The sequence below is a fragment of the Paenibacillus glycanilyticus genome (assembly GCF_030161375.1).
Classification (GTDB): domain Bacteria; phylum Bacillota; class Bacilli; order Paenibacillales; family Paenibacillaceae; genus Pristimantibacillus; species Pristimantibacillus glycanilyticus_B.
In genome coordinates this window covers 120020-145453 of record NZ_BSSQ01000006.1, presented here as the reverse complement: position 1 = coordinate 145453, position 25434 = coordinate 120020, and the positions used below count along the sequence as shown (strand labels likewise).

The following is a 25434-nucleotide window of genomic DNA, read 5'->3' as shown; positions in this document are numbered from 1 at the left end:
AAGCCTTAACCCGGCTGGCGGGCTAAGGCTTTTTGTTATTTTTTCAGATGGTACGGAACCGTTGTAATAATGACATCCTTCCGGTAGAGAAGCTGGGTACGGAGCATTAAGCTCGTTTGGTTGTGCAAAATGTTATGCCAGCCTTTCTTCGGAATAAACTGCGGGATCACGACGGTTACTTGGTAGTTGTTCTCGCTCGCCTTGCGCTGCACCGTATCGATAAACTTGAAGAGCGGATTCGAGACCGAGCGGTACGGCGAATGCAGGGTGACCAGCCGAACATCCGGCATGAACTTCTCCCATTTCTGCTCGAACACCGTTTCATCCTCTTTCTCAAAAGGAACGTAAACGGCGATGATCTGCTCAGCCTTAAGCGACTTGGCGTATAGAATCGAATGCTCGACAACATGCGTAATCCCCGAGACCGGTAAAATCATCACGTTGCCTTCAATCGGCATAACCGGCTCGCAAGTCGCAAGACGGAGCTGCTCGCCAACGGCCTCGTAATGCTTCTTGATCCGGTGGAACACAAAGATGATAAGCGGCAGGAAGATCAGAATCGACCATACCTGCTCGAATTTCGTCAGGAAGAACATCATCGAGACGATAAAGCTGATTAACGCGCCAATCGAGTTGATGATGAACTTGCCAACCCAACCCTTCGGCCGCTGGCGGAACCACTTCACGAGCATCCCCGTCTGGGACAACGTGAACGGTACGAATACGCCAACCGCGTAGAGCGGAATCAGGTGCTCGGTTTTGCCCTGGAACGCAACGATCAGAACGATCGACAGAATCCCGAGGCTGATAATCCCGTTCGAATAGCCAAGCCGGTCACCGCGTGCCGTGAACATTCTTGGGATAAATTTATCTTTGGCCAAGTTAACCGCCAGCAGCGGGAAAGCCGAGTAACCCGTGTTGGCCGCCAGAATCAAGATAAGTGCCGTAGTACCTTGGATAAAATAGTACATAATATTGCGTCCGAATATACCCTCGGCAATCTGCGATACAACCGTTACCTCATCCTTCGGCGAAACGCCGTAGTAATAAGCCAGCACCACGATACCCGAGAACAGGATCGACAACAGGATGCCCATGGCCGCCAAGGTTTTTGCCGCGTTGTTTGGCGCGGGATCCTTGAAGTTCGGAATCGCGTTCGAGATCGCCTCAACCCCGGTTAGAGCCGAGCTGCCTGACGCGAAAGCCCGAAGCAGCAAGAACAAGCTGATGCCGGCTACCGGCGTGCCTACCGCCGTATGGAGCGCAGGCGATACATCGCCGGAGGCGATTTTGTATAGCCCTACGATAATCATGATGACGATGGCCAGCACGAACAAATATACCGGATAAGCGAGTATTGACGCTGATTCCGTCACGCCGCGCAAATTCAATATCGTAATGCAGAGTACAAAAAATACGGAGATGAGAACCGAATGCTCATGCAAGCTAGGAAATGCCGAAGTGATGGCATCCGTACCCGCCGAGACGCTAACCGCTACCGTTAAAATATAATCGACCAGCAGTGAACCGCCCGATATAAGACCCGGGAATAATCCGAGATTTTCCTTCGATACCACATACGCTCCCCCGCCATGCGGGTAGGCAAATATAATTTGCCGGTAAGACAAGATAAGTGCCGTTAATAAAACCAGCACCCCGATCCCAATCGGAATGGAATACCAAAACGCTGCCGCGCTTACGGTCATCAGGACAAGCAGGATCTGCTCCGGTCCGTAAGCAACGGACGATAAAGCATCCGAGGACAAGATCGCGAGCGCTTTTGTCTTGATTAATTTTTGTTCCCCTAATTCCGTGGATTTGAGGGGACGTCCGATCAGCAATCTTTTGATAAGAGTAAACACACAGGTCACCGCCAACATTGAAGTGAAATAACATACGTCTGATCTTGGGTTACGCGGGCACTTATCAGTGCTAATGTAACCACCTTTACTTTCTTTTACGCAAAAAAAGACCGCAGAGCATCCTCCGCGGTCTTAGTAAAAAAACCGAAGTTCACCCTCTCTACACACGCTTACAAGGTTAGCTGACGGATTCGGACGTCTAGAGATTCGCCCTACAGCCGGCTGCTCATTTGTGGTTGGCGGCCTAGCTGATTCACCCCGGCGACAAGCGCATGTTGCTTGCGGCTTTATCGCAATTGGTTCCCCTGCTTTCCGATTGAATCGGAAACTCAGCGATTATCGAACGTATGATGTTAAGTTGCAGATTTGATCATAGTCTCCTCCACCCTTTTCTGTAAACCGCTATAAATTCGCATATTCAAGCGGATTTGGCTGTTTTGCGGTCATGAATGCGGATACATAGTGGATTCGCGCGGAGAATGTCCGGCAATAACCGTCATGCTTTCTTTTTTAATGCAAACGGGAGGTATCTCCTAGATTTTGGAGGAGATTGGCGAGTTCCTCTAAGACATAGCCTTACATCAGTCGCCGTTCGTAAAAAAAGCGCAAACCCGCCGTTGGCGGATTGCGCTTTTTTGAATTATTTTTGCAGGCGGAAAGCTTGGGGCTCCCCATCTCTGCTATTTGGTCCAGCAAAAACATGAAATTCGCCTGCATCGCTCTTATGTTGCAGATCCGCATGATAATAACGAAGCTGCTCTTCGGTGATGTCGAACGTAACCGTCTTGGTCTCGCCCGGCTGCAGCTTGATCTTCCGGAAGCCCTTCAGCTCCTTCAGCGGACGCACGACTTCTCCCGCGACATCCCGCACGTACAGCTGAACCACTTCTTCGCCAACTGTCGCACCGGTATTCGTCACGTTCACCGATACTTGTAGCGTATCTTCCGCGTTCAGAACGGCGGTCGACAAGCTTGCATCACTGTAGGAGAACGTTGTGTAGCTGAGGCCGTAACCAAACGGTAATAGCGGCGCGTTAGGCATATCCAAGTATTTCGAAACGTAACGTTCGTTTGCGTTCTGCGGCGTAAGCGGTCGGCCCGTATTGTAATTGTTGTAGTAGACCGGAACTTGGCCAACGGAATAAGGGAAGGACATCGTCAGACGACCGGACGGATTCACGTCGCCAAACAAGACATCGGCAATCGCATGGCCGCCTTCCGTTCCCGGGAACCAAACTTCGAGAAGCCCATCCGTCTCTTCAAGCACGCCATGCAGATCAAGCGGTCGGCCGTTAAACAGCACCACTACCATTGGTTTGCCGAGCGGCTTCAGCTTCTGGATCAAATCAAGCTGCGCTTGCGGCAGGCGGATATCGCCGCGGCTTCCCGCTTCCCCGCTCATCTCGGAGCTTTCGCCAAGGGCGAGCACAATCACATCGGATTGCTTGGCGGCAGCGATCGCTTCTTGCAGCTGCTCTTCGGTCGCGAATTCGATATCGCAGCCCCTAGCTACGATAACCGCATCTTCGCCAGCGCGCGCAGACAGGCCAGCATACACTTGCGCCGCTTCTTCCTGCTTGCCCCAAATCGACCACGGCCCCAGAATATCGCCGTTTTGGGCGAATGGCCCGATCAGCGCCAGCTTTTGCCCAACGCGAAGCGGCAGCACTTGCTCTTCATTCTTCAGTAGGACGAAAGACTTAGCCGCGATCTCGCGGGCTGCTGCCCGGTGCTCGTCGCATAACAGGACTTCTTTCTCCCGCTCCTCGCTTGCCGCGCGGTACGGATTCTCGAAGAGACCTAGCTTGTCCTTCAGCTTCAGAATGCGCAGCACGGACTCATCAATCAGCTTGATGTCCACTTCGCCAGCTTCTACGAGATCCTTCAAATGATTGGCGTAATTGGACGTCATCATCTCCATGTCAACGCCGGCTTCAATAGCTTTCTTGGCTGCCTCTGCCCCATCCGCCGCAACGCCATGCGGGATCATCTCGCTTACCGCGCCCCAGTCGGAGATCAGCATGCCGTCAAAGCCCCACTCCTCGCGAAGAAGATTGCGCATCAGCCACTTGTTGCCGGTCGCTGGGATGCCGTCCACCGTATTGAACGCCGTCATGACCATCTCGCAGCCTTCCTCCAGCGCGGCTTTGTAAGCCGGAAGATAAGTCTCGCGCAGTTGTCTCTCAGACATGTTCACCGTGTTGTAATCGCGTCCGCCTTCGGCAGCGCCGTAAGCGGCAAAATGCTTCACGCATGCCGCGATCCGGTCCATATCGCCGGCGAGATCATCCCCTTGGAAACCTCTTACGAAAGCCCGGGCATATTCGCTGTTGAGATATGGGTCTTCGCCCGTCGACTCCATCACGCGGCCCCAGCGCGGATCGCGGACCAGGTCCACCATCGGCGCGAAGGTCACATGAATGCCGGTTACCGCGGATTCTTTCGCGGCAATCGCGGCGCTTTTTTCCGCCAATTCCATGTCCCACGTGCTGCCGATTGCCAGCGTAACCGGGAATATCGTGCGGTAACCGTGGATAATGTCCGCCATAAGCAACAGAGGAATGCCTAGACGGCTGTTCTCCATGTATTGTTTCTGCAAAGCGATTGTTTCCTTCGCACCAACGGCGCTCAGGACGGAACCAACGTTGCTTGCCATGTTCTCCGTTACGCCCATCCAAGCAAGCGGCCCGGTCAGGTTTGCATCGTCTTCGCTCAGGAAATTCGGGGTCAGCTGCATGAGCTGAAATATTTTTTCTTCCAATGTCATCTTCTCGAGTAAAGCGGTCAGGTTTGGCACTTGATTAACCCTCCAATAAAATAATTTTGCTACTCTTTTATTATATCGACTGCCGCACGGCAGCAACATATCGATTGTAGCCGAAAACATCAACAATCTGGCTAAAGTGAGGGGCCGGAAGGCTTCTTCACTTTAGCCAGATTGTTGTTTTTGAGGGCTTGCTGGCCGGATCTCGCTGCGCGAAAGGCATACTCCTTCGATCGCTGTGTACCCCGGATTTCCTGGAACTTACCGCTATAGCGGTAGAAATCCGGGGCACAAAGGCGCACGCTCGCTTCGAGAGGAGCATGCCTTTCGCTCCGCTCGCCGGGCCGGCGCCCCGCCCCAAACCCCTGGCCACCTCGCCGCCATCCGGCTGGGAGGGGACCTCTTTGTTGCTCGCAGGCCCGGTGGGCCGCATAGCTCGCTGCCGCAAGAGCCCAACTAATACACCCTCATTGTTACTTCACCCTAAACAATCTGCTACATTGCACCAAGTACAGAATAATTGCCCCAATTATGCAAATAAGCCGTTTATACTGTACGGAATACAGGATATTCGCCTATTTTAGGCTCAAAATGGCCATTTTCGGCATATATCCTGCACTTTATACAGGATATATCTGGTGAATAGGCTGACAGGGTCCAACATGCTGTATTTTGTGCAACGCGGCGGTGGAGGGACTTGAGTGACTAGTTAGTTCACCACGGTTCAACACACGCAAAGCTGGTTAAAGATATGGAAGAGGCTTCTATGTTCTGCCATAATCTCGGTGCAATATACATAGGGATCGGCAGAGCCGTACATGTACAAATAAAATTATTTTAGGCCTGAAACTTTTTTATACGTTGATCCGTCTACTTGTTGTCTTCATCAATCGAACCTAGCCTAGGAGGCCACCCACCATGAAAAAACCATTCAAAATGCTTACGATCGCCGTTGCCGGCTCCTGCCTGCTTGCCTTTACGCCAGCTCTCGCAATGGCTGCCCAAGAAGCAACGCCCGTTACCGTAACTGCACAACCGATTACAGCCGTGCCAATCAGCGCGACGCTTCCCGATACGCAAGCAGTAAAAGTAACGACAAAAACAATTGACGAAACTTCCGACTTGCTCACCGTCAAAATTTCCGTACCTGTCATCAGCGGCATGCTCGACACGGCTTATCAAGATAAACTCAACGCCAGCATCGAGCAAAAAGCGACAAAAGAGGTCGACCGCCTCAAAGCGCTCGCAGCCGAAGATAAAAAATCCGCTGAAGAGAACGATTATCCGTTCCGCGCTTATGAATTTAACGTATCCTACGAGCTCAAAGCCGACGGCAGCACCGCTACCAAAGGGATTGTGTCGTTCACCGTTTCTACTTATGAATTCACCGGCGGCGCTCATGGCGGAACAGCCGTAGAAGGCTACAATATCGTCAACAGCCAGCAAGCTGCCGAGCTCACGCTTGAGCAAGCGCTTGGCGATGGCGGGTTTGCGGCCGCGAACAGCGCAGTGCGTTATACAATCAGCAAAAACCCGGATAATTTCTTCTGGGATGCGAGCACAACATTCAAGATCGACGCCGATCATACTTACTTCGTCGATGGCAAAGGCATTGTTAATCTGGTCTTCCAACAATACGAGATTGCGCCTTATGCCGGCGGCATTATCAATATCCCGGTAGACGAGACGACATCGGTTGGCCCATCCTTCACGCTATCGACCAAAGATTTGGCTGCCGGCCCGAACGGCTCGCATTTCGTACCGCTCCGCAAAGCGGCAGAGGCACTCGGCTACAAAGTGAAATGGAGCAACAAAACGCAAAGCGCGGAAATTTCCCGCGATGCGCAGTGGACATCCGTCACACAAGGCAAAAACAGCTACATCATCAATAAAATGGCTCCAATCGAGCTGTTTGCCGCTCCTAAATTCATAAAAGGTTCGCTTTATGTGCCGGATGAGTTTTTCAGCAAGATTCTTCAGCTTGATCTGAAAAACAACACCACCGACAACTCGGTTACCATTGCAGGTTAAACAAAAGAAAAGAAGGCCATCTCCCCAACCGGGCAGATGGCCTTTCCTTCTTCATAATTATCGCTTAGTCTTCTTGCTCCGCTAAGCCGTTCTCGACGAGATAATCCATCTCCATATCGAGAATTTTCTCAACGGTTAGTTCATCGAGCTTCACATCGCGCTGCTTCAGCACATAATCCACCAGCTCATCGCTGTCGATATCAACTATCTCGCCTTTGGCCGAGCTTTGCGCCTTTTCAATAAAAGCCTGCTCGTGCTTCAGCACAAGGCTAATCGTTGCAGCAGGTACCTTCGTACGCTCCGCAAGGTAACTCACTAATTCTTTTTCGTTTAATTCGCTCATTGGTATGGACAACTCCTCGAAAAATTCAATTCTTGGACTATTGTACCATTCCGGAGGTCAGATTCAAAAAAGCCCGTTACTGCGCGGTATAACCGCCGTCTACCGTCAGCGTTGTTCCCGTTACGAATGAAGCGTCATCACTCGCAAGGAAAAGCACGGATTTCGCGATTTCCTCCGCTTTGCCGAGACGGCCCATCGGATGCAGGCTCACCAGATAGTTGCGCGCTTCATCGCTTGCGTCTTTGAGAAGCGGAGTATCGATATAACCCGGACAAATCGCGTTTACGCGAATGTTTTGCTGTGCATACGCTATGCCGTTGCTTTGCGTCAGCAGCTTCACGCCGCCTTTTGCCGCCGCATAAGCCGGAATCGTATTACGCGCCACATGGCTGTGGATCGAGCCGCAGTTTACGATCGCTCCGCCTGTCCCTTGCTTCAGCATTTGAGCAATCGCATACTTGTCGCTTAAGAACACGCCGGTCAGGTTGATATCGATCATCCGCTGCCAATCCTTCAGCTCCAGCTCATGCGACTGGCCTTCGGCGCCGATGCCGGCATTCGCAAACATAATATCCAGCTTGCCGTATTTCTCAACCGTTGCATCTACCATCGCTTTGACGCTATCTTCATTCGTTACGTCCGTTTTGACGAAATAGGCATCCAGCCCTTGTTTGTTCAGCTCTTCGGCTACCTCTGTGCCACGCTCGGAAAAGTCCGCAATGACGACTTTCGCCCCTTCAGCCGCGAAAGCGCGAACGGTCGCTTCCCCAATTCCGCTAGCACCGCCCGTTACAACCGCTACTTTATCTTGAAAACGCATATCTAGTTCCTCCTCTTGTATGAGCAATATGAATTATTGAGTTATAAAAAAGACTTATCTAGCCATCGCGCCGCCGTCGATTACCATCTCGGTGCCCGTCATATAGGACGATTCGTCCGAAGCCAGGAACAGAACGAGATTCGATACTTCATCCACGTTTCCTACGCGGCCAAGAGGCGAAACGGCTTGTCCCAGTGCTTCCTTATCGCGATGCGTTGTTGCCGCCGCGTAGTCCACCATAGCCGTATTAATGTACCCCGGATGGATCGAGTTGACCCGCACGCCTTGCGTTGCAAACTCCATGGCTACGTCTTTGGTCATCGTCCGAACCGCGCCTTTGCTCGCGCCGTACAGAACATGGTTTGGAGAACCGCCAATTCCTGCGATCGACGAAGCATTAATAACCGAACCGCGCTGTTGCTTCAGCATCACCGGAATGACATGTTTCATGCCGAGGAAGACGCTCGTCACGTTGATGTTCATCAGACGGTTCCAGTCTTCTACCGTTGTATCAAACAGAGGCTTAATGACATAAATGCCCGCGTTGTTGAACAAGACATCAATCGTTCCGTACGTCTTAACGGCTTCTTCCACCACTTGAACCCAATTGTCCTCGCTGCCTACGTCATGGCGTAACGCCAGCGCCTCGCCTCCCAGCTGTACGATCTCGTCAGCGGTCTGCCGCACGCTTGCCTCATTAATATCCGTAATAACAACCTTCGCTCCTTCTTTGGCGAAACGAAGAGCCGTCGATTTGCCAATCCCGGTACCCGCACCCGTAATTACCGCAACTTTGCCTTCTAGACGCATACCAAGCACCATCCTTCTCTATATTGTCATTCGCGTGGAAATAAGAAATGTAACTTACAATTCAAGTATAGGACGGTTTAGTGTAATAATAAATTTAGTTAAATTTACGGTACGTTAAATAAAATTGAAGGAAAGAGGATCCGATTATGAATATCGACCAACTGGAGTATGTTCTCGAGGTAGCCAAAGTCAAATCCATCTCGGCCGCTTCGAACAATCTGCATGTTACGTTGCCCGCCATCAGCCAATCCATCACTCATCTGGAGACCGAGCTTGGCGTGAAGATGTTCACAAGGTCCAGGCACGGAACGTTCCCGACGGCGGAAGGCATCATTCTGATCGAGAAGGCAAGCGAGATTATCGAAAAAGTGCGAGAGCTCCGCGAAGAAGCACAAAGCTTCACCAATACGGTCAGCGGCGAGCTTCGCATCGCAACAATCCCCGGTCCGATGTCGCTGCTCGTGAAGACGGTTGCGGCATTTAAGCGGGATTTTCCGAATATCCGGATTGAAATCTCGGAGACTCATTCCCAGGAGATGATCACAAGCATCCACCAGGACAAAATCGATCTTGGTCTGCTTGTCCTCTACGAGGATCTCCAGCCAAGCGTTGAGGGACTGAAGTTCACCAAAGTAATGGATGTCAGGATGGCTTGCTGCGTTAACAAAACCAGTCCGCTTGCCCTGCGCGACCGGATCACGGCGGAAGATCTGTTGCGGTACCCGCTCGCGCTGTACAACGAGGATTATATCGACTGGTATATCAAGCACCTGAACGAACGTTACGGCTCAGCAAGCGTGCTGTTCACGACCAATAACATTGAGGCCATCCGGCAGGCGATTGACGATCAGCTCGCGATTACGCTCGGACTGAACTATTCGTTCAACTACGGCAATTATCAGAACTATCCCACCTATAAAGTGCTGGACATTGATTTGCCTACCGCCCCTCCCGTGCCGCTTGGCTGGATGCAGGCGAAGAGCAAGACCAGCTCCAAAATCATCAAAACTTTTATCCAAAGGCTGCAACTCCAGTTCCCCGCCTCCTCCAATGAATTGAAATGAAGAAATGCGCATAAGAACGACCGATTTGCTTCAACCTGTATAGAGGTAGGAAAGAACAGGAAGGAGCTGCACCATGACCGGATCGGAACCGACTGTGCTCCAGAAGCCATTGGACGATAATCTGAACGTCATCATGCAACGTTTTCACCATACGACCGATTTGAAAATACGGGATCTTCAAGTTGCCCATTTGAAGGCTTCTATTCTCTACATAGACGGTTTAATCGACAGCGTACGGCTGCAAGAATCGGTCATTCGCCCTCTTCTGCATATGTCGCCCGTGGAGCGCGAGTTGATCGACTTTATTATGGCCAGCGTGATTGAAGCTACGGATGTCTCCGCTACCTATGAGTTCCAAGAGTTATCCGATGGCCTCATACAGGGCAAAGCCGCCTTGCTCTTGGAAGGGTACTCGAAAGCCATTATCGTGGATGTCGCGGAGTGGAAGGAGAGAGGTATCGCGCAGCCGATATCCGAGCGCGCTCCCCGAGGCCCAATTCTAGGTCTCACGGAGAAAATGACCTCCAACATCAATCTGCTCCGGAGTTTCATCAAAACACCGGATTTGTGCGTAGAAACGAGTCAGCTTGGCACCTTGTCCAAAACAAATATTTCAATCCTGTACATTGACGGCGTTGTAGATCAAGAGATCTTGAAGTTCGTCCAGAAACACATCGACAGCTTGAAGGTGAAATACGTACCGGAATCCCGAATTGTTGAAGAAGCGCTGGAAGCGCGAAAAAGCTTATTTCCACTTAGCAAAACAGCGGAACGGCCGGACACCGTTGCGACTTCCCTCTATGAAGGAAGAGTCGCCATTCTTGTAGACGGCACGCCTCGCGCCATTATCGTTCCTTCGCTCTTCATGGATAACATGCAAGCTCCTGACGATTACTACACCAAATACGGCAAATTGTCTAACCGTCTGATCCGGTTTTTCGGCTTTTTTATGGCGATTTATACACCGGCCGTGTTTGTTACGATAACCATGTGGCATAGGAGCGAAATTCCGGATGCCGTGGCGAAAGCTCTTCTCCCCAAAGGAACGTTGCTTAGCCCGATATTTGAAATGCTTCTGCTCATCCTGCTGTTCAAGGTTTTGATTGATATTACGTTCCGCCTCCCGCAAAGCGTGGTGCTCTTAGTCTCTTTGGTCGGTACGATTACGATTGGCGACTCTCTGGTCAAAGCGAAGTTAACGCATCCCTTTGCCTTAATTATCGTGGCCGTCACCTTCTTGTTCACCTTCCTGATTGCCAACAAAGTATTGGCGGCCATCACCATTCTAAGGGTTGCTTTTCTGCTTATTGGAGCCTTTCTGGATTTCCCCGGAATCATCGTGGGGAGTACGCTGCTGGTCTTCTATATGGTTCAGCTCAAAAGCGCCGGCGTCCCTTATTTGTCGCCGCTCATTCCGTTTAAGCCGAGGGAACTGAAGGATACGCTATTCCGCGGGGATCTGAAGAAGCTGCTTAACAGCAAGCATTCGTATACAACCGAAGACGATTAGCCCCATGAAAAGAGGCTGCCCAGTACTCAACTGGACAACCTCTTTTTTCATACCCACTCCACGCGCGTGACAATCCGGTGTTTCATCAGCTGCAGCACGAAGTCCGTATAGTAATCCCGTCTCACAATCGCGCTATACCGGTGATCGGGAAACGAATAAAACAAAGCATCCGTGTACACTTCATTGTCCTCGAAATGCCTCCGAACCGCCTTCAGTCTCGGCACCATGTCCTCATGATCATCCAACAGCCCAAGCGTAAATTCGATATCTTCCTCGTTGGCGCTCTCCTCCATTGTCAAGATTCGAGGATCGTAATGGTAGACCAGCTTCATGCCGTTCACCCTTCCTTCATCAGATTAAATTTCCTTGATCAGATTAAATACCTTAGATAGATATACCCGCTGCATAAAACAATGGATAACAGCATTAGCGGAAATGCGATTTTGAGATAAGCGACGAACTTGATCGGATACCCTTCCTTCGCGGACATCCCCGCCGCAATGAGATTGGCGCTCGCGCCAATCAGCGTGCCGTTGCCCCCAAGGCATGCGCCAAGCGCCAGGCTCCACCAGAGCGGCTCCAGATTATCTACCCCCATGTTGCCCATCTCCTGAATCATCGGAATCATCGTTGCCACAAACGGAATATTATCGAGGAACGCCGACGCAATCGCGCTGAGCCATAAGATAAGCATCGATGTTGCGACCGGATCGCCGTCCGTTACGTCGATGGCTTTGGCAGCAAGGTCCGCAATAACTCCTGTCTCAACGAGTCCGGATACGAGGACAAACAATCCGATAAAGAAGAAGATCGTCGTCCACTCGACCTTGGTGAAAGCTTCTTCCATCCGGTGTTCACCCGTCATGAGCAACAGCAGGAACGCTCCGGCCAAAGCGACGGCCGCCGACTCCACATGAATAAGCTGATGCAGGAAAAACGTCATAATCGTCAGTCCCAATACGACCAGACATTTGATAAGCAGTTTCTTGTCATTAATTAGCCCCGTTAATTCCAGGTCCATAATATTCTGGATGCGTTCCGGGGTCGTTTGGATTTTTTTTCGGAAGATCAGAATAAAGAGCGGTATGTAGACCGCCATAATCACAACGACAATGGGAGCGAGATTGCTGATAAAAGCCGCAAACGTAAGCTCTTTGACCGCACTGCCAATCATAATGTTTGGCGGATCTCCGATCAGGGTAGCCGTCCCCCCAACGTTCGAGGCAATCACTTGCGTAATCAGAAAAGGAATTGGCGTTACTCTAAGCTGCCTCGTAATGCTGAAGGTCACCGGTACCATAAGAAGAATGGTCGTCACGTTATCCAGGAACGCCGAGCCAACAGCTGTAATAAGCGCCAACACAATCATGATTGCGACGGGTTTTCCTTTCGCTTTTTTCGCCGCCCATACGGCTATGTACTTGAACAATCCGGTATCTGCCGTAATCGAGACGATAATCATCATCCCGATCAATAATCCGAGCGTATTGAAGTCGATATGATGGAGCGCCGTTTCCTGGTCCACAATTCCGAACCCAACAACGAGCAGCCCTCCAATCATCGCAATAATGGTCCGGTGAATTTTCTCCGAAATGATAAGCGCATAGGAAACAAGAAAAATAATAATAGCCCAAACAGCCTGTTGTTCCATCGTTGACCCTCCCGTTGTAGCTCGCTACTACATTTATTATTCCCCTGTATCTCGTGTTACGTTATCGAAATTCAAATGGGATAAATTGTAAAATAAACAGCAAAAAGGAGCCTGTTGTGACAGGCTCCTCCGGTGACTTCCCTATGAAATTAGTTACCTAAGTATAGTTCATTCAGATAAAGCTGTAAAGAAAATGGAATTAGTGCGCAGCTGCCGTGGCGAGAATATCGCATTTTCTTGTTTCGCGTTCTTCATCCGTCATACGCGGGCAAGTGTAGCATTTCGTGCCGTTCTCGCGGCGGTCGTACATGCAGCAAGAGGAATGCATCAGCCATTTCTCCTCCGGATTATACGGGTTCTCCACATAACGCGGCTTCACCAGCACATACGGATTCCTCCTGCGGTTGAACAAAGCAGGGTCGAGGAATTCCGCGAGCAGCTTGCCGTCTTCCAGGAACTGTTCCGTGAGAGCAGGCATGTTCATATGCTCCGCGATAAAGTCCTGCGTCATCTTCAGATGACCGCTGAACTGCTGCCAGATCGCATCCGGCTTCAACTCTCCGGCTTCCGCAATTACTTCAATGGCAGGCGTAACGAAATTCGTGAAGAACTCCTCCCAATGCTGGAGCAGGAAAACTTTGCGCTCTTCAGGATCAGTTGGAACCGATACGAAGCGAAGCTCTTTTATTTGATAGCCGATATGGGCATGATCGTCATGCAGCTCAAGCTGGTAATTCAAATTATCCGGATACATATCCAATAACTGCTGATACATCGATACGAATAGCAGCTGTACAATGCTTACTTTGCATAACGACGTTCCGATGAACGAAGCCGGAAGCGCATTCGAGATCGCTTGCACGGAATCTCCCGTCCGCTTCAGTGCCTCTTGCAGGATGACAGGATCAAAAAAGCCCGTTGCCGGTATTTCATAAATCGGATGATCCGCCCCCTCGGGCGAAATATGATAATACATCTTCACGATTGAAAAATCGAACAACAGCTCCGACCTCCGTTTCATTAATCCCATGGGCTTAGAGCCCATAGACCTGCCTTTTCCATCCTATGTATATAATCCTCTTATATGATAACGATTCTCAAAAAAGCTGTCAATTTGTTCCGCATAAGAATGGGGACTTTGCCTCAAGCTGTTAAGAGAGGTGAACTTTCGATATGGAGATTATTATAGGCGTAGGATTAGCGATTGGTGCTGCTATTGTGGGTTGGATCAGTTACCGAAGCGATACGGGAAGGAAGCTGCTTGGCGGCCTTGCCGCAATAGCGATCTTCCTCGCGTCCACCGTCATCGCCACATCCGCTACTCGGACGATTATGGACAATACGGTGTACATGACCGAGATTCATTCGGTGCTGGAATCGCCAACTTTTATTATTAGTACCGGGTATTTGATGGTGTACGGATTGGCGCGTGTAGCTGCGGGGATCGGCCGCGGCGTGGCGGCGAGGTAGAAAAAAAAGCATCTCCTTCAGCGAAGGAGATGCTTTTGAGCAATTTATTTCTGATGGCTGAAGCTCGTATTCGCTACGACAGCCAGCATTCTTTCTTCTTTGACCATGGGGGATTGGCATAGGAAGCATACCGGCGCTTCGGACAAGGAGAAGTTATCCCTCATCCAGCCCTTGCATTCCTCGCTTGAGCATGACCATACTACTGTCAGTTCAGTAGGCAGTTCTTCAACCGTCTTTTTCCGAGAATACATCGTATCCCTCTTCCCTATGATCTGTTATCGTAATGAATGAAAAAAGCCCCAAACCTTTACGATCCGGGGCATTCTTGTGCTTGTCTTACAGTTTTACAACGTTCTCAGCTTGTGGGCCACGGTTGCCTTGAACGATGTTGAATTCTACGCGTTGACCTTCGTCAAGGGATTTGAAGCCGTCGCCTTGGATTGCGCTGAAGTGTACGAATACATCGTTGCCGCCTTCAACTTCGATGAAGCCGAAACCTTTTTCTGCGTTAAACCATTTTACTGTACCTTGTTCCATTTCTAATTACCACCTTGTATATGATTTACATGACATTCTTATTTTGTGCTAACAATAAAAAATTCACATATCGTACAGGATTATTTCCTCTGAACAAAATAACCCTCTACGTTATGTGAATTCAGGTCACGTGTTTGTATAAACCTATTGTACCACATTCAGATGGAAATAGCTAATTCCAATGGAATCCATTAGGAAAAAATATTTAATTCGCCTAACTGGCAGGCGTTTTCCCGAAAAACACAGGCGTAACGCGGGATTAGAGGCTTCTTTTATCTATATCTTAACTCCATCTTGCGGCTTCTTAGCTGTAAGTAATTAGAAAACTTCGTTAGATCCGAAAAAATTTTTTCGCCGTCCGCGTCGTCGCGCTGGCCACTTCTTCCGCCGGTTTCCCCACACACTCCGCAACCGTCCGCAAAATATGCGGAAGGATAGCTGGTTCATTCCGTCCATCGGCCGGCTTTTCCTTCAAATCCCGGGGCGTCAAGAATGGCGCATCCGTCTCGAGCATCAGTTGATCAAGCGGAATGATCCGCACCAGCTCACGGAGATGCCTGCCTCTCCGCTCATCGCAAATCCAGCCCGTAATCCCAATATGGTAACCCAGTTCAAGATAGGCTTTGAGTTCGGCTTCAGTACCCGTGAAGCAATGAACGACCGCATGTTGCACACCATGTTCCTTCAGCATCCCAACAAAGTCTCCCGATGCCTCCCGTTCATGGAGAAACAGCGGCATATCCAGCTCAAGCGCAAGACGAATCTGCTCTCCGAACCATCTCCGCTGTACGTCCCTCGGCGAGAAATCCCGGTTATAATCCAGTCCGCATTCTCCGACCGCAACCACCTGCGGCAACGCCGCCAATTCCCGCAGCTTGCCAATCGTTTCTTCATTACAGTTCTTCGCGTCATGCGGATGTACGCCTGCCGTAGAATATAACTTGCCGGAATGTTGTTTCGCATATTGCGCGGCATCTACGCTATTTCTAAGGCTTGTGCCCGTAATGATCAATGGCGTTACATGGTTCTCGGCCGCTCTCGCGACAACTTCGTCGCGATCCTGATGGAAGGAACGGTGCATCAAGTTGACGCCGATATCAATAATAGGATTGGTCATCTGTATCTACTCCTCTTTCTCCAGTTCGGCAACCGAGCAGCAATCTGCCGGAACACGGTCCGCTAGCCATACCTCGTTGCCAGCATAATAGAAGACGATACCCGCTTCTTTTACACGCGATGTATCGATCTTCAGAATGACCAACTCTCCCCTACGGCTTCCCGCAAGCGTTGCAAAACCGGTGCCCTCCGACAAATGCACATACTGGCGGTTCATCGGTTCTAGCCCTTTCAATAAGATGGATGGCAGAGCATTTTTATTCGTCCCATGATAGAGAACAGCCGGCGGATGGCCCGCCGTATATTGCACTCGATCATGACTATGCCCATATCTTGCCCGGATTCGCCCGCCTTCGATGGCAAAACGTTGCTTTTCCGAGTTGCGGACAACCTGCTCGATGTCTTCGGTTGTAATTCCAGCCCATTTGGGCTGAGCTTGTATCGCTTCTAATAGAACATCTATCGGACACGAACCATCCTCAGGGTTAAGACTAACGCCAAACTGCGCTGGCGTATGCCGGAGGATCTTCGTCATTAACTTGCTTATGCTTTGCTCCATGGCTGGATTCAGCATGGCTTTCACTTCGCTTTCTTCATTAAACTACCTCTACATTCATTATAGCCTCATCATATGGGACGCGGGCTGGATGATTTGGATTTAATTAAACGTTCCTTCGAAAAAAGCCTGAACCATTGAATGGCTCAGGCTTTCGGTTAATGCGGAGCGGTAACGGTTATTTCAAAATCGTATCGGCCTGAACCTAAAGTGACGATGATGTCGTTCTGATCCGATCTCCAAGGGATGGAATCAGGAGATTGGTCGGCATTAGATGAAGGCCATATCGTAAGGTTGTTGCCTTTTTCGAAAATGGATGAGATAAGAGCGCCGCGGCTTTGCTGCGGGAAATAGACTTCTGCCGAGCAGTTAGGCGGGATTTGAATCTCGCATGTCCAGTTGCTGCTATTTTCTCTCGACCAACTGATGGCGTACTGCCCGCGAATAGTATGAACCGATGCCGAAGCATGGTTTAAATTCGCCACTTGGAACGGTTTGAAGACCGTTTGTTTAAAGGCAATGGATTCGGGATGCGGTGCTATCCCTGCCACATGTTTGTAGAACCAAGCGCTGACGCTTCCGAACATCGGATGATTATGGGAGTCATGGCCGTCCCAGGATTCCCATAGAGTTGTGGCACCTTGCTCGATCATGTAGCCGTAGCTAGGATGATCTTTTGCCGTAACCATCTGGAGTGCCAGATCCGTCTCTCCCCGCTCGCTTAGCAGATCAAACAAGAAGAAAGTGCCGAAAATACCCGTGTCCAAATGTCCGCCAAGATCATCACGGTAATGCCTGAGCACCCGCTCCCACACTTGATCTTCATATTCAGCGGGAACGCAGCCAAGAGCAAGCGGGAACAAATCTGCTCCTTGCCGTCCAATGGAGTAAGTCGCGGTTGCGGGATCGAAAAACGCATCATTAAATGCGGCGCAAATAGGTTCAAACAGCTCCGCATAATGATTGCGATCCTCCTCATGACCTAACACGCCGGCGATTTCGGACATCATCCTAACCGTGTAGGCATAATAGAACGTACTCACCAGCGCAGGAGGAAGCTCATTGGAACCCGGAATACACCAATCCCCAAGGAACCAGCTATCCGGTTCTTCGAACTCAACTAGATAACCTCCTCCGCGATTGCGCGTACTCAGATAGGTGAGCCAGCTTTTCATCCCGTCATAATGCTCCGTTAGCAGGCGCCGATCCCCATACATGCGGTACATCGTCCACGGCATGATGATATAGGCGGAACCCCAAGCGACACCACCTCCGCCCCCATTGAACGGAGCCGTGTGCGGAACAAAGCCAGTCTGCTTATTCTGCGAGTCGCTGATGTCGCCAATCCACTTCGCATAAAAAGCAGCCATATCAAAGTTATAACTCGCCGCCTCCGCGGTCAGGTGCCCATCACCGGTGTAGCCAAGACGCTCGCGATGCGGGCAATCGCTTGGCACGCCGCCATGCATATTCGTAAGTTGCGACCACCGATAGGCGCTCTGCACTTTATTCAGTAGAGGCTCTGAGCTAGCGAAATGACCTGCCAATTCCACAGAAGTATGAACCACGACGCCCTCGAGATCAGATAAGGTGGGCACTCCGGGATAGCCGGCGACCTCTACATAACGGAGACCATGCCAGACGAATCGGGGTTCGTATTGCTCTATTCCTTGGCCTGTCATGATGTAGGTATCGGACTGAAGTTGGCCGTCTCCACCACAGCTTAGCGTATCTAGCGTTCCATTGGAGTCGAGATTTTCCGCAAACTTCAGCGTTACCTGCTGACCGGCAACATCGCTTCGAATCTGAATGCGAACCCAGCCGGAGAAATTTTGACCGAAATCAAAGATGTAAGTTTGAGGCTGGGGTTCGGATCGCGAGATTGGGGCGAGTGTGCTGATCTTTTTGTCCGGTGGAGACGTCTGAGCCGTCAGTTGCCCCTTCGGAGCACGAACCAAGCTGGTCTGTTCCCAGGACGAATCGTCGAAGTTGGTTCCCGACCAGCCAAGTTGCTCTAGCCTCGCATCATAAACTTCTCCGTAAAACACGTTATTGAACGTAATGGGTCCGGAGCTGTATTTCCAGCTGTCATCGCTACAGATGTGCTCGATTGTATCGTCTTCGTATGTAATGGCCAGTTGAAGGATGAGCTTTGGAGAGCCATATTTCATTTTTCCTTCAATCGTTCTCTCCGCCTGATTGTAGAAGCCGTTCCCGAGCATCACGCCAATCGCATTATCACCCTGCTGCAGCTGATCGGTCACCGCATACTGAAGATAGTTAACCCGCTTAGAAGTCTGATCGTCGAAAGGATACAGCAGCCCCTCAATCTGGCGATCATCATAATCCGTCCAATTTGGAACAAGGACATGGTCGCCGACTCGTTCGCTATTCATGTATAGCTCAAAGTAGCCAAGACCAGATATCGATAAAGAAGCTTGCTTGATAGGCTTATTAATGTAGAAAGACTTTCGGAATAACGGAGCGGCGATTGCCTCCTCTGCCCCAATCCATTGCGCGAGCCATTCATCAGGGCTGAGAATCCCCATCTCGAAGAAAGCTTCTTCCTCCGTTTCGTACAGCTCCCCATCCTGATCCCAACATCTAACCGTCCAATAGCAGCGTTGTCCACTGGTTAAAGGACTGCCTTCATACTCTATGTGGAAGGTTTCCGCAGACTCCACCCTGCCCGAATCCCACAACTCACCGAACCCGGCCAGCGCGCTTTCCTCGCATTCGGATACGATGATTTGATAGGCAGCTTGGTTACAATTGCGTTTGGTGGACTCCAGCTCCCAGCTGAAACGAGGCTGAGTTGTTTGTATCCCGATAGGGTTATGGTTGTATTCGCAGCGAAGTCGATTGATTTTATTCATGATCGTAGTCCCCTTTTATTGATGGATGAGTGACTATGTATTCGCTTTCAACAGTAAGTATGCAACGATTTTAGCATACGCACCTTAACCCAACAAGAGAAACGGAATAATAGTATACTAAGATAAAATCCTATATTTCCTATCATTATGAAGAAAGCACCTTGAGATATTTCTTATCGTCAACAGATAAAAGTATAATAAGCTACCAATTTGACATACGAATATATCCAAGTATCAACACGAAAAAGCCCGAATCAATTACTGATTCAGGCAGGACCCTTGGTAAAACCACTGTTCGGCTACTGTACGCTTTACTCGGTTACTTAAAATCCCTTTAATATTTCTAGCTGCTGTGTAAGATCAGATTCCTCTTCACGCAAACTCTTTAGTTTATTCTCGTATTCTATACGTTCAGAAGTAATGGCCTTAAGGCGATTTTCCAACTCTTGAATAAGCCTTTGATTCATCCCCAACATCTCCTCTCTATCTCTGCTCTCTGATCCACTCACTATCTTTCGATTCTCTCCAGGCAACCCAACCAAAGGGAAGATTGGCGAGCTTAATTAAACCCGGATCTATATCAACCATTTGTTTTAAAGATATAAGACGGGCCTCTTCTTGGATCACGTCATCACCATCTAGAAACTGCCACATTCCATCTTCTTCATCATGTGTTACGTATAGAACTGGGCTTTCACGCTTCATTATTTTATCCATGGTCATAACGGCCACACTTTTAGGATCTTCAAATGCCCATTTTCTTTTGAACATATCTTCACCCTTTTTATTAAAAATTTTGGATTTTGCATGGTTTAACCATTAATGTTCTACAGCTTAGACATATTTCCTGTAAGTCACTCCCATAAAAAAAAGCTCAACCATAAAAATATCAATGGCTAAGCTTTTAATACGAATCTCCTACACCTTATACCTCGCCGGGCCTCTAAACACCTCTCGGAAATGCCAATGAACGAAGTTATCCTTCGGCATATAGTCCGGGTTAATCGGCTCGCGAACCTTGTGACCATGGAATTTCATAAGCCACTCGTTAAAGCCATTCGTGCCATGGGCTTGTTCAGCAACAAGCAGCTCCCGCTCCTCGGTTATCGTAAATACGCCGCGGTCAAACAGCTTATGATGCAAGGAGCATAAGGCAATCCCATTATCCTCTTTGTCCGGCCCACCGGCCTGGTGCCATTGGATATGGGCAGCATCTATAGCGACCAGATTGTTACCGAGCCGTACATTGAAACCGCACACCGCGCAGCTGTATTCGTAAGCCTTCAGGATGCGATCTCTGAATTTCGGATCACGTGGCCTTTTCCGTTTAATCGAGAAGTCGAGACCAATCTCGTCCATAATATCCTGATGAATACTATCCGGAAAATGTTCCGTTAGCAAGATCTCCGAGAGCTCCTGAATAAGCGAGTTATTATTGCGAAGAAGCCGGAGCACCTCGTTGTTAAAGCCACCGGATATATGCTCCGTTAACAGCATCTTATCCGAGAAGTTCTTCTTATCTACAGGCTGACTAAGCTCCCAAATCCCGTCGGTAGAAAGCCTCACAAAAGGCTCCTCCGGATGATAAGACTTCCTCGCCGGGCCAAACTCGATGAGTAGCTTTTTCAGCTTCTCCCTCACCATCTCATAAGGCAAAGCGGTATGCTGCTGTTGGAATTGAGCCAAACTTAACAGGATTAACAATGGCTTATGCGGAGCGCGTTGCCCGTTCTTTTTCCAAATGGATAAGTTCGCGATTCTTTCCTTAAGCTCATTATCCTCCATGTGGCTTCCCTTCTTCCAACATCTCAACAAATGGGATATCCGCTGGAGCAAACGCAAACTCCCCGAGTTCTGCTGCGGTGATCCAACGGTACTCATCATGATCCACCAGCACGATCTCACCACTAACGAACGTCGCTTTATAAGCGATCAGCCGAATGTGACTTGTACCATAGTGATGATCATTAACGCCGTAGTAAGCATATGGAGCGATCTCGATATGCATCTCTTCGAGCAGCTCTCTTTTTAGGCAGGCTTCTGCCGTTTCGCCCGCTTCAATCTTCCCGCCGGGAAACTCCCACAAGCCCGCTTGAGACTTTCCTTGCTTCCTTCTCGCGATCAGAATCTGACCTTGTCCATTCTCAATAATAGCTGCCGCAACCTCGATCATGTTATTCACGTCCTAAACAATCGCTTTATTCGCCGCTGGCACGAGGGCTGGCGGCATTTCGGTCTTGAGCCTCCACACGAAGCTCATCGGCTTATTGCCTTCATGTCTAACATACTCCGCTTCGCCCAGGAAAACAAACGGAGACGTGTAGTTATTCTCCTCCTTGTATTCTCGAACAAACAAGCAAATACGAGTCCCTAATTGTCTGTGATGGATGTAGCGTTGGGCCGTCTTCGACTCTTCCGACGTACGGCTCTGCGTTTGCCAATGGAACAACCGCTCGTTAATCGCATAATCCTCATAAAGCGTTGACGGCGAAAAATCTTTATCCGACTTATTTAATGTGATGAAGAAAATATCCGTTTCTTTATCGTCGAAATATTTTACGCCTTCTCGGAAAGCCGGTGACTTCGCCTCATTCCAATATCCAAACGCAGCCAGCACCTGATCCGTCGAATAGCTGCAATGCACATCGAGCGGACAAGCATAAGGGAAGGCATTCGACTCATCCACGAAGCTAATATGCGACTCGTTATATTGCAGAATCTCTAGCAACTCTTCACGGAACTGCGGACAAGCCACAATGGCTTGAATGCCATGCTCGATGCTCTCGAAGCCATTCTTCTTAGGCTCAGACCGGTAAAACGTATAATAGAAAAGATTCAGCATAAGCCGCTCTTCTTCGCTACTTGCTTGTTTCTCTCCTGAGAGATAAGCGGTGAGGAAGCTCAGCAACCTCCGGGAATTGAGGCTTAGGAGCGCAGGAATTCGCTTCGTTAGATAATCGCCATTTTCGAACTCGAATGGTTCAAGAAGCTCCGCTTCCACCATCAGCCCTCGGAAAGTACGGTTACCCGTTCGGCCTCCGTAAAGCTCATAAATGCTCATGCTGTGATATCGCAGGAAATTCGCGAGGGTAAGCTTTTGCCCCGAATCACCTTCAAAATACTTCATCTTATGAATGAGACTACGACGATTATTTGTCGCTTGCTTCAGATTCCGCAGAATGTAGTCGCGAGCGACCTTCTCTAGCTGAATAAAGCTGCCTCTAGGCAGGCTCGAAAAGCCATGTTCCACATAGTGCTGGACGGAATGCTTGGTTTTGCCGAGCAACGCCCGCAGCTTGTCGTGGAAGTTATAATCCTTGTGAGCTTGTCCGATAAAATCGAGGACGGTCAGGCATTCTTTGCCCTCGGCTAAGCGAAGTCCCCTGCCCAATTGCTGCAGGAACACGGTCAAACTCTCCGTTGGGCGAAGGAACAGTACCGTATTCACCTCTGGAATGTCTACGCCTTCGTTGTACAGATCAACAACAAAGACCATTTTTATCTCGCCGCGAACCAGCCTGCCCTTCACTTGATCCCGATCCTCATCGCTGGAGCTGCCATGCAGGGCAATCGAAGGAATGCCGGCTTCATTGAAAACCTTAGCCATGTAGAGAGCATGCTCAACGCCAACGCAGAATCCGAGCCCTTTGACCTCATCCAAGTCGGTCACATACTTCCTCAAGCTATTGAGAATTTGCGTCGCCCGGATTTTGTTGTTCGTAAACAGATTTTCCAGCTCGGACTGGTCATATCCCCGTCTGGTCCACTTCACCTGCGAGAGATCCACATGATCACTCACGCCAAAATACTGAAAAGGACTTAACAGCTTCCGATCGATCGCATCGGTCAGCCGGATCTCAGCCGCAATCGTATCGTCGAAGTAACGCAGCACATCCTTGCCGTCCATTCGCTCCGGCGTAGCCGTTAAGCCTAGCAAGATCCGAGGCTCGTAATGAGCAAGCAGCTTCTGATAGGAAGGCGCCGCAGCATGGTGGAATTCGTCCACGATGATGAAGTCGTAGTAATTAGTTGTAGTGATTTCAGTAAGCTTCATGGAATTGAGACTCTGAATGCTTATAAAAAGATGCTCAAGCGACTTCGCCTGGTTGCCGCCAACATGGAGCTCACCAAAGTTCAAATCCTTCAGGATAAAACGGAACGTGTCCAAGCTCTGCTTCAGAATCTCTTCGCGATGAGCCACGAATAGGAGACGTGCACGTTGCGGGTTACGCTGAGCAAATCGGCGATAGTCAAAAGCCGAAATGACCGTTTTCCCGACACCTGTTGCTGCTATGAGTAAATTCTTATGCCTACCGTATAAAGTACGTTCCGCCTCCAGCTTCTCAAGAATCTCCTTCTGGTAATCATAAGGCTGGATACTGAACTTGAAGAACAGAGCGTCTTGGGCTTGGTCTTTTGAGTAGTTTTTGCCTAGAGCTTGTTTGAGTTGCTCCTCATGGGCAGGATTGTCCCCTGAGAATTCGGAAAACTCCCGGTCATTCCAATAGCTCTCGAAGGTTGCTTCGATCTTCTTGAGGACATCGTAGGAATCCTTCTCCGTTACTTTTAAATTCCACTCGAGGCCGCTCGTAAGAGCCGGGTTGGAGAGATTTGAGGAACCTACGTATGCCGTCGTAAACCCAGTGTCCCGTTTGAAAACATAGGCCTTTGCATGAAGTCTCGTCCGAGTGGAGTCGTAGGAGATTTTGATCTCCGTATTCGGCAGCTTGCTGAGCTCCATAATGGCTTTAAAGTCCGTCGCTTCCATATATGTAGTCGTGATAACCCGCAGTTGCCCACCTCTTGCCGTAAACTGTTCGAGTTGCTCGATCATACAACGGAGACCGCTCCATTTGATGAAGGACACTAGGAACTCTATGCGGTCCGAAGTTAGGATCTCGTGCTTCAGTTCACTGAGCATGTTTGGCTCAGCGTGTGAACCCGTGAAGAGTGAACTTTGGGAGAGTGGAGTCGTCGGGCGAAGCACCTTCTCTTCCTTAACAGCACGAATAGAGTTGAGCTTCGCATAAACATAGGTCAACACTTCCCCTTGTTCAGCGAGCTGCAACTCTTCATAATCTTGCTGGTCTAATGTGTTTTTGAGGGTCGAGATAATGTCGTTACACGCACGAACCTGTGCGAGCACGGCTTCTTCGTCGGTGTCGGAGTTTTCTCGAACAGCCTTCAAGGCCCGGCGTGTAACGGTAGCAATATAGTTAGACAGCAGCTTGCGTGCTTCTTCTGGATCGAGGGCCTCTTTGCCAATGTCAAAAGCAGAGGTGTCCAGTGAAGCTAGCTGCTGTAAGGTTACGTTGTTGATGAGTTGTTCGTAGAGACCTTGTTTCATGGGGGAGCACCTCTGAACTCAAGTCGATGCTATTTTCTTATAAGTGTATTCGATTCCCATATAACATCTAACACCATTTACTTAATACTCGGTTGGTACTAGTTCATGTGTTATGTTACTTCCCTTAAAAGAACTATTTTTTTTTTTATAAACATACTTGTAATTGAAGATAAGAACTAAATCAGGACAACTAGTCCTTTGCCTTAATTCTGATTGCAATTTAAGCTTTAACAATTCATATGCCTCCGTCTTTTCAGGCATATTCACTATTACTCTTTCCCTTTTGCTATTTCCCGTATTTGAGTTATTAAACGTTATATCTGCCTCATCAACATTTAATTCTACCTCAAATAAATATTGCTTAATTATTGGAATTGCTGTTTTCTTTAGTATTGAAATAGACTTACTTTCTTTAGATTCCCTAATAATTTGCACTGCATATATAACGGCAACTGGAATAAAGGCAATTGCACTTAACATAAAATACTTCTTATTGATTTCAAAGTGAATTACCCAGTAATAATTCAAAATAGAAAATAGAAGAGGGGCAAATATGAATTTGTAACCCCAAATAATAAGTTCATTAAAAAAGCCATCTTGCACTTTTAATAATATATAAATAGTCATTAATATTATAATTGAACTTGTCACTGAAGTTACATACATAATCATATTTA

The 25434-nt window shown here is 49.2% G+C and carries 23 protein-coding genes and 1 riboswitch; of the genes, 4 read left to right on the top strand and 19 right to left on the bottom strand.

The features are described 5' to 3' along the window. Window positions 1–35: 35 nt before the first annotated feature. The gene (locus QQK89_RS08085; protein WP_284238016.1) at window positions 36–1862 is read right to left on the bottom strand and encodes an APC family permease; all 1827 of its coding nucleotides are present in this window, start codon (window positions 1860–1862) and stop codon (window positions 36–38) included. 151 nt (window positions 1863–2013) lie between these two features. Continuing rightward, window positions 2014–2207, bottom strand: a riboswitch (cyclic di-AMP (ydaO/yuaA leader). Window positions 2208–2502: 295 nt separating this feature from the next. Beyond that, window positions 2503–4728, bottom strand: coding sequence for a beta-glucosidase BglX (bglX, locus tag QQK89_RS08080; protein WP_434481636.1), 2226 nt, complete (start codon window positions 4726–4728; stop codon window positions 2503–2505). Between the two features lie 816 nt (window positions 4729–5544). Between bglX and QQK89_RS08075 the strand changes: the two genes are divergently transcribed. Continuing rightward, the gene (locus QQK89_RS08075; RefSeq protein ID WP_284238014.1) at window positions 5545–6657 is read left to right on the top strand and encodes a PdaC/SigV domain-containing protein; all 1113 of its coding nucleotides are present in this window, start codon (window positions 5545–5547) and stop codon (window positions 6655–6657) included. Between the two features lie 64 nt (window positions 6658–6721). Here QQK89_RS08075 and QQK89_RS08070 read toward each other — a convergent pair whose 3' ends face one another. The 3 genes from QQK89_RS08070 to QQK89_RS08060 form a co-directional block, all read right to left on the bottom strand. Further along, the gene (locus QQK89_RS08070) at window positions 6722–7000 is read right to left on the bottom strand and encodes a hypothetical protein (RefSeq protein WP_284238013.1); all 279 of its coding nucleotides are present in this window, start codon (window positions 6998–7000) and stop codon (window positions 6722–6724) included. A 76-nt stretch (window positions 7001–7076) separates the two neighbouring features. Continuing rightward, window positions 7077–7820, bottom strand: coding sequence for an SDR family NAD(P)-dependent oxidoreductase (locus tag QQK89_RS08065; protein WP_284238012.1), 744 nt, complete (start codon window positions 7818–7820; stop codon window positions 7077–7079). Between the two features lie 54 nt (window positions 7821–7874). Then, window positions 7875–8630: an SDR family NAD(P)-dependent oxidoreductase gene (locus tag QQK89_RS08060; protein WP_284238011.1), complete on the bottom strand. Its 756-nt coding sequence runs from the start codon at window positions 8628–8630 to the stop codon at window positions 7875–7877. A gap of 146 nt (window positions 8631–8776) precedes the next feature. Here QQK89_RS08060 and QQK89_RS08055 point away from each other — a divergent pair, with 146 nt between their 5' ends. Together QQK89_RS08055 and QQK89_RS08050 are read left to right on the top strand one after the other, a co-directional pair. Next, the gene (locus QQK89_RS08055; RefSeq protein ID WP_284238010.1) at window positions 8777–9694 is read left to right on the top strand and encodes a LysR family transcriptional regulator; all 918 of its coding nucleotides are present in this window, start codon (window positions 8777–8779) and stop codon (window positions 9692–9694) included. Window positions 9695–9767: 73 nt separating this feature from the next. Further along, window positions 9768–11204 carry a spore germination protein gene (locus QQK89_RS08050; RefSeq protein ID WP_284238009.1) on the top strand — a complete coding sequence of 479 codons (1437 nt, stop codon included), beginning with the start codon at window positions 9768–9770 and terminating at the stop codon, window positions 11202–11204. A 47-nt stretch (window positions 11205–11251) separates the two neighbouring features. Here the strand turns inward: QQK89_RS08050 and QQK89_RS08045 are convergent, their stop codons facing one another. From QQK89_RS08045 to QQK89_RS08035, 3 genes are all read right to left on the bottom strand, one after another. Continuing rightward, on the bottom strand, window positions 11252–11536 hold the full coding sequence (locus tag QQK89_RS08045) for a hypothetical protein (RefSeq protein ID WP_284238007.1): 285 nt from the start codon (window positions 11534–11536) through the stop codon (window positions 11252–11254). Between the two features lie 38 nt (window positions 11537–11574). Beyond that, a complete protein-coding gene (locus tag QQK89_RS08040; RefSeq protein ID WP_284238006.1) occupies window positions 11575–12855 on the bottom strand; it encodes an ArsB/NhaD family transporter in 1281 nt (426 codons plus the stop codon). A 199-nt stretch (window positions 12856–13054) separates the two neighbouring features. Beyond that, entirely contained in the window at window positions 13055–13855 is an 801-nt protein-coding gene (locus QQK89_RS08035; RefSeq protein WP_284238005.1) for a (2Fe-2S)-binding protein, read from the bottom strand. 173 nt (window positions 13856–14028) lie between these two features. Here QQK89_RS08035 and QQK89_RS08030 point away from each other — a divergent pair, with 173 nt between their 5' ends. Further along, window positions 14029–14325, top strand: coding sequence for a hypothetical protein (locus QQK89_RS08030; RefSeq protein WP_284238004.1), 297 nt, complete (start codon window positions 14029–14031; stop codon window positions 14323–14325). A 44-nt stretch (window positions 14326–14369) separates the two neighbouring features. Here the strand turns inward: QQK89_RS08030 and QQK89_RS08025 are convergent, their stop codons facing one another. The 11 genes from QQK89_RS08025 to QQK89_RS07975 all read right to left on the bottom strand — a co-directional run bounded on the left by QQK89_RS08025 (window position 14370) and on the right by QQK89_RS07975 (window position 25429). Continuing rightward, window positions 14370–14576, bottom strand: coding sequence for a cold-shock protein (locus QQK89_RS08025; RefSeq protein WP_284238003.1), 207 nt, complete (start codon window positions 14574–14576; stop codon window positions 14370–14372). Between the two features lie 85 nt (window positions 14577–14661). Further along, window positions 14662–14862 (bottom strand): cold-shock protein, encoded by a 201-nt coding sequence (locus QQK89_RS08020; RefSeq protein WP_012772304.1) that lies wholly within the window; start codon window positions 14860–14862, stop codon window positions 14662–14664. Between the two features lie 331 nt (window positions 14863–15193). Continuing rightward, window positions 15194–15979, bottom strand: coding sequence for a TatD family hydrolase (locus tag QQK89_RS08015; RefSeq protein WP_284238001.1), 786 nt, complete (start codon window positions 15977–15979; stop codon window positions 15194–15196). Between the two features lie 6 nt (window positions 15980–15985). Next, window positions 15986–16552: an RNA 2'-phosphotransferase gene (locus QQK89_RS08010; protein ID WP_284238219.1), complete on the bottom strand. Its 567-nt coding sequence runs from the start codon at window positions 16550–16552 to the stop codon at window positions 15986–15988. A 140-nt stretch (window positions 16553–16692) separates the two neighbouring features. Then, on the bottom strand, window positions 16693–19410 hold the full coding sequence (locus QQK89_RS08005; RefSeq protein ID WP_284238000.1) for an alpha-L-rhamnosidase: 2718 nt from the start codon (window positions 19408–19410) through the stop codon (window positions 16693–16695). A 323-nt stretch (window positions 19411–19733) separates the two neighbouring features. After that, entirely contained in the window at window positions 19734–19877 is a 144-nt protein-coding gene (locus QQK89_RS08000; protein ID WP_284237999.1) for a hypothetical protein, read from the bottom strand. Window positions 19878–19893: 16 nt separating this feature from the next. After that, on the bottom strand, window positions 19894–20181 hold the full coding sequence (locus QQK89_RS07995; protein WP_284237998.1) for a hypothetical protein: 288 nt from the start codon (window positions 20179–20181) through the stop codon (window positions 19894–19896). A gap of 147 nt (window positions 20182–20328) precedes the next feature. After that, window positions 20329–21195, bottom strand: a complete 867-nt coding sequence (locus QQK89_RS07990; RefSeq protein ID WP_284237997.1) for a phosphorothioated DNA-binding restriction endonuclease — start codon at window positions 21193–21195, stop codon at window positions 20329–20331. Then, the gene (mutT, locus tag QQK89_RS07985) at window positions 21185–21583 is read right to left on the bottom strand and encodes an 8-oxo-dGTP diphosphatase MutT (protein WP_284237996.1); all 399 of its coding nucleotides are present in this window, start codon (window positions 21581–21583) and stop codon (window positions 21185–21187) included. Before mutT ends, QQK89_RS07990 begins: the two co-directional genes overlap by 11 nt. Window positions 21584–21595: 12 nt before the next feature. Continuing rightward, window positions 21596–24757 carry a DUF3427 domain-containing protein gene (locus QQK89_RS07980; RefSeq protein WP_284237995.1) on the bottom strand — a complete coding sequence of 1054 codons (3162 nt, stop codon included), beginning with the start codon at window positions 24755–24757 and terminating at the stop codon, window positions 21596–21598. An 81-nt stretch (window positions 24758–24838) separates the two neighbouring features. Next, a complete protein-coding gene (locus QQK89_RS07975; RefSeq protein WP_284237994.1) occupies window positions 24839–25429 on the bottom strand; it encodes a hypothetical protein in 591 nt (196 codons plus the stop codon). Between the last annotated feature and the right edge of the window lie 5 nt (window positions 25430–25434).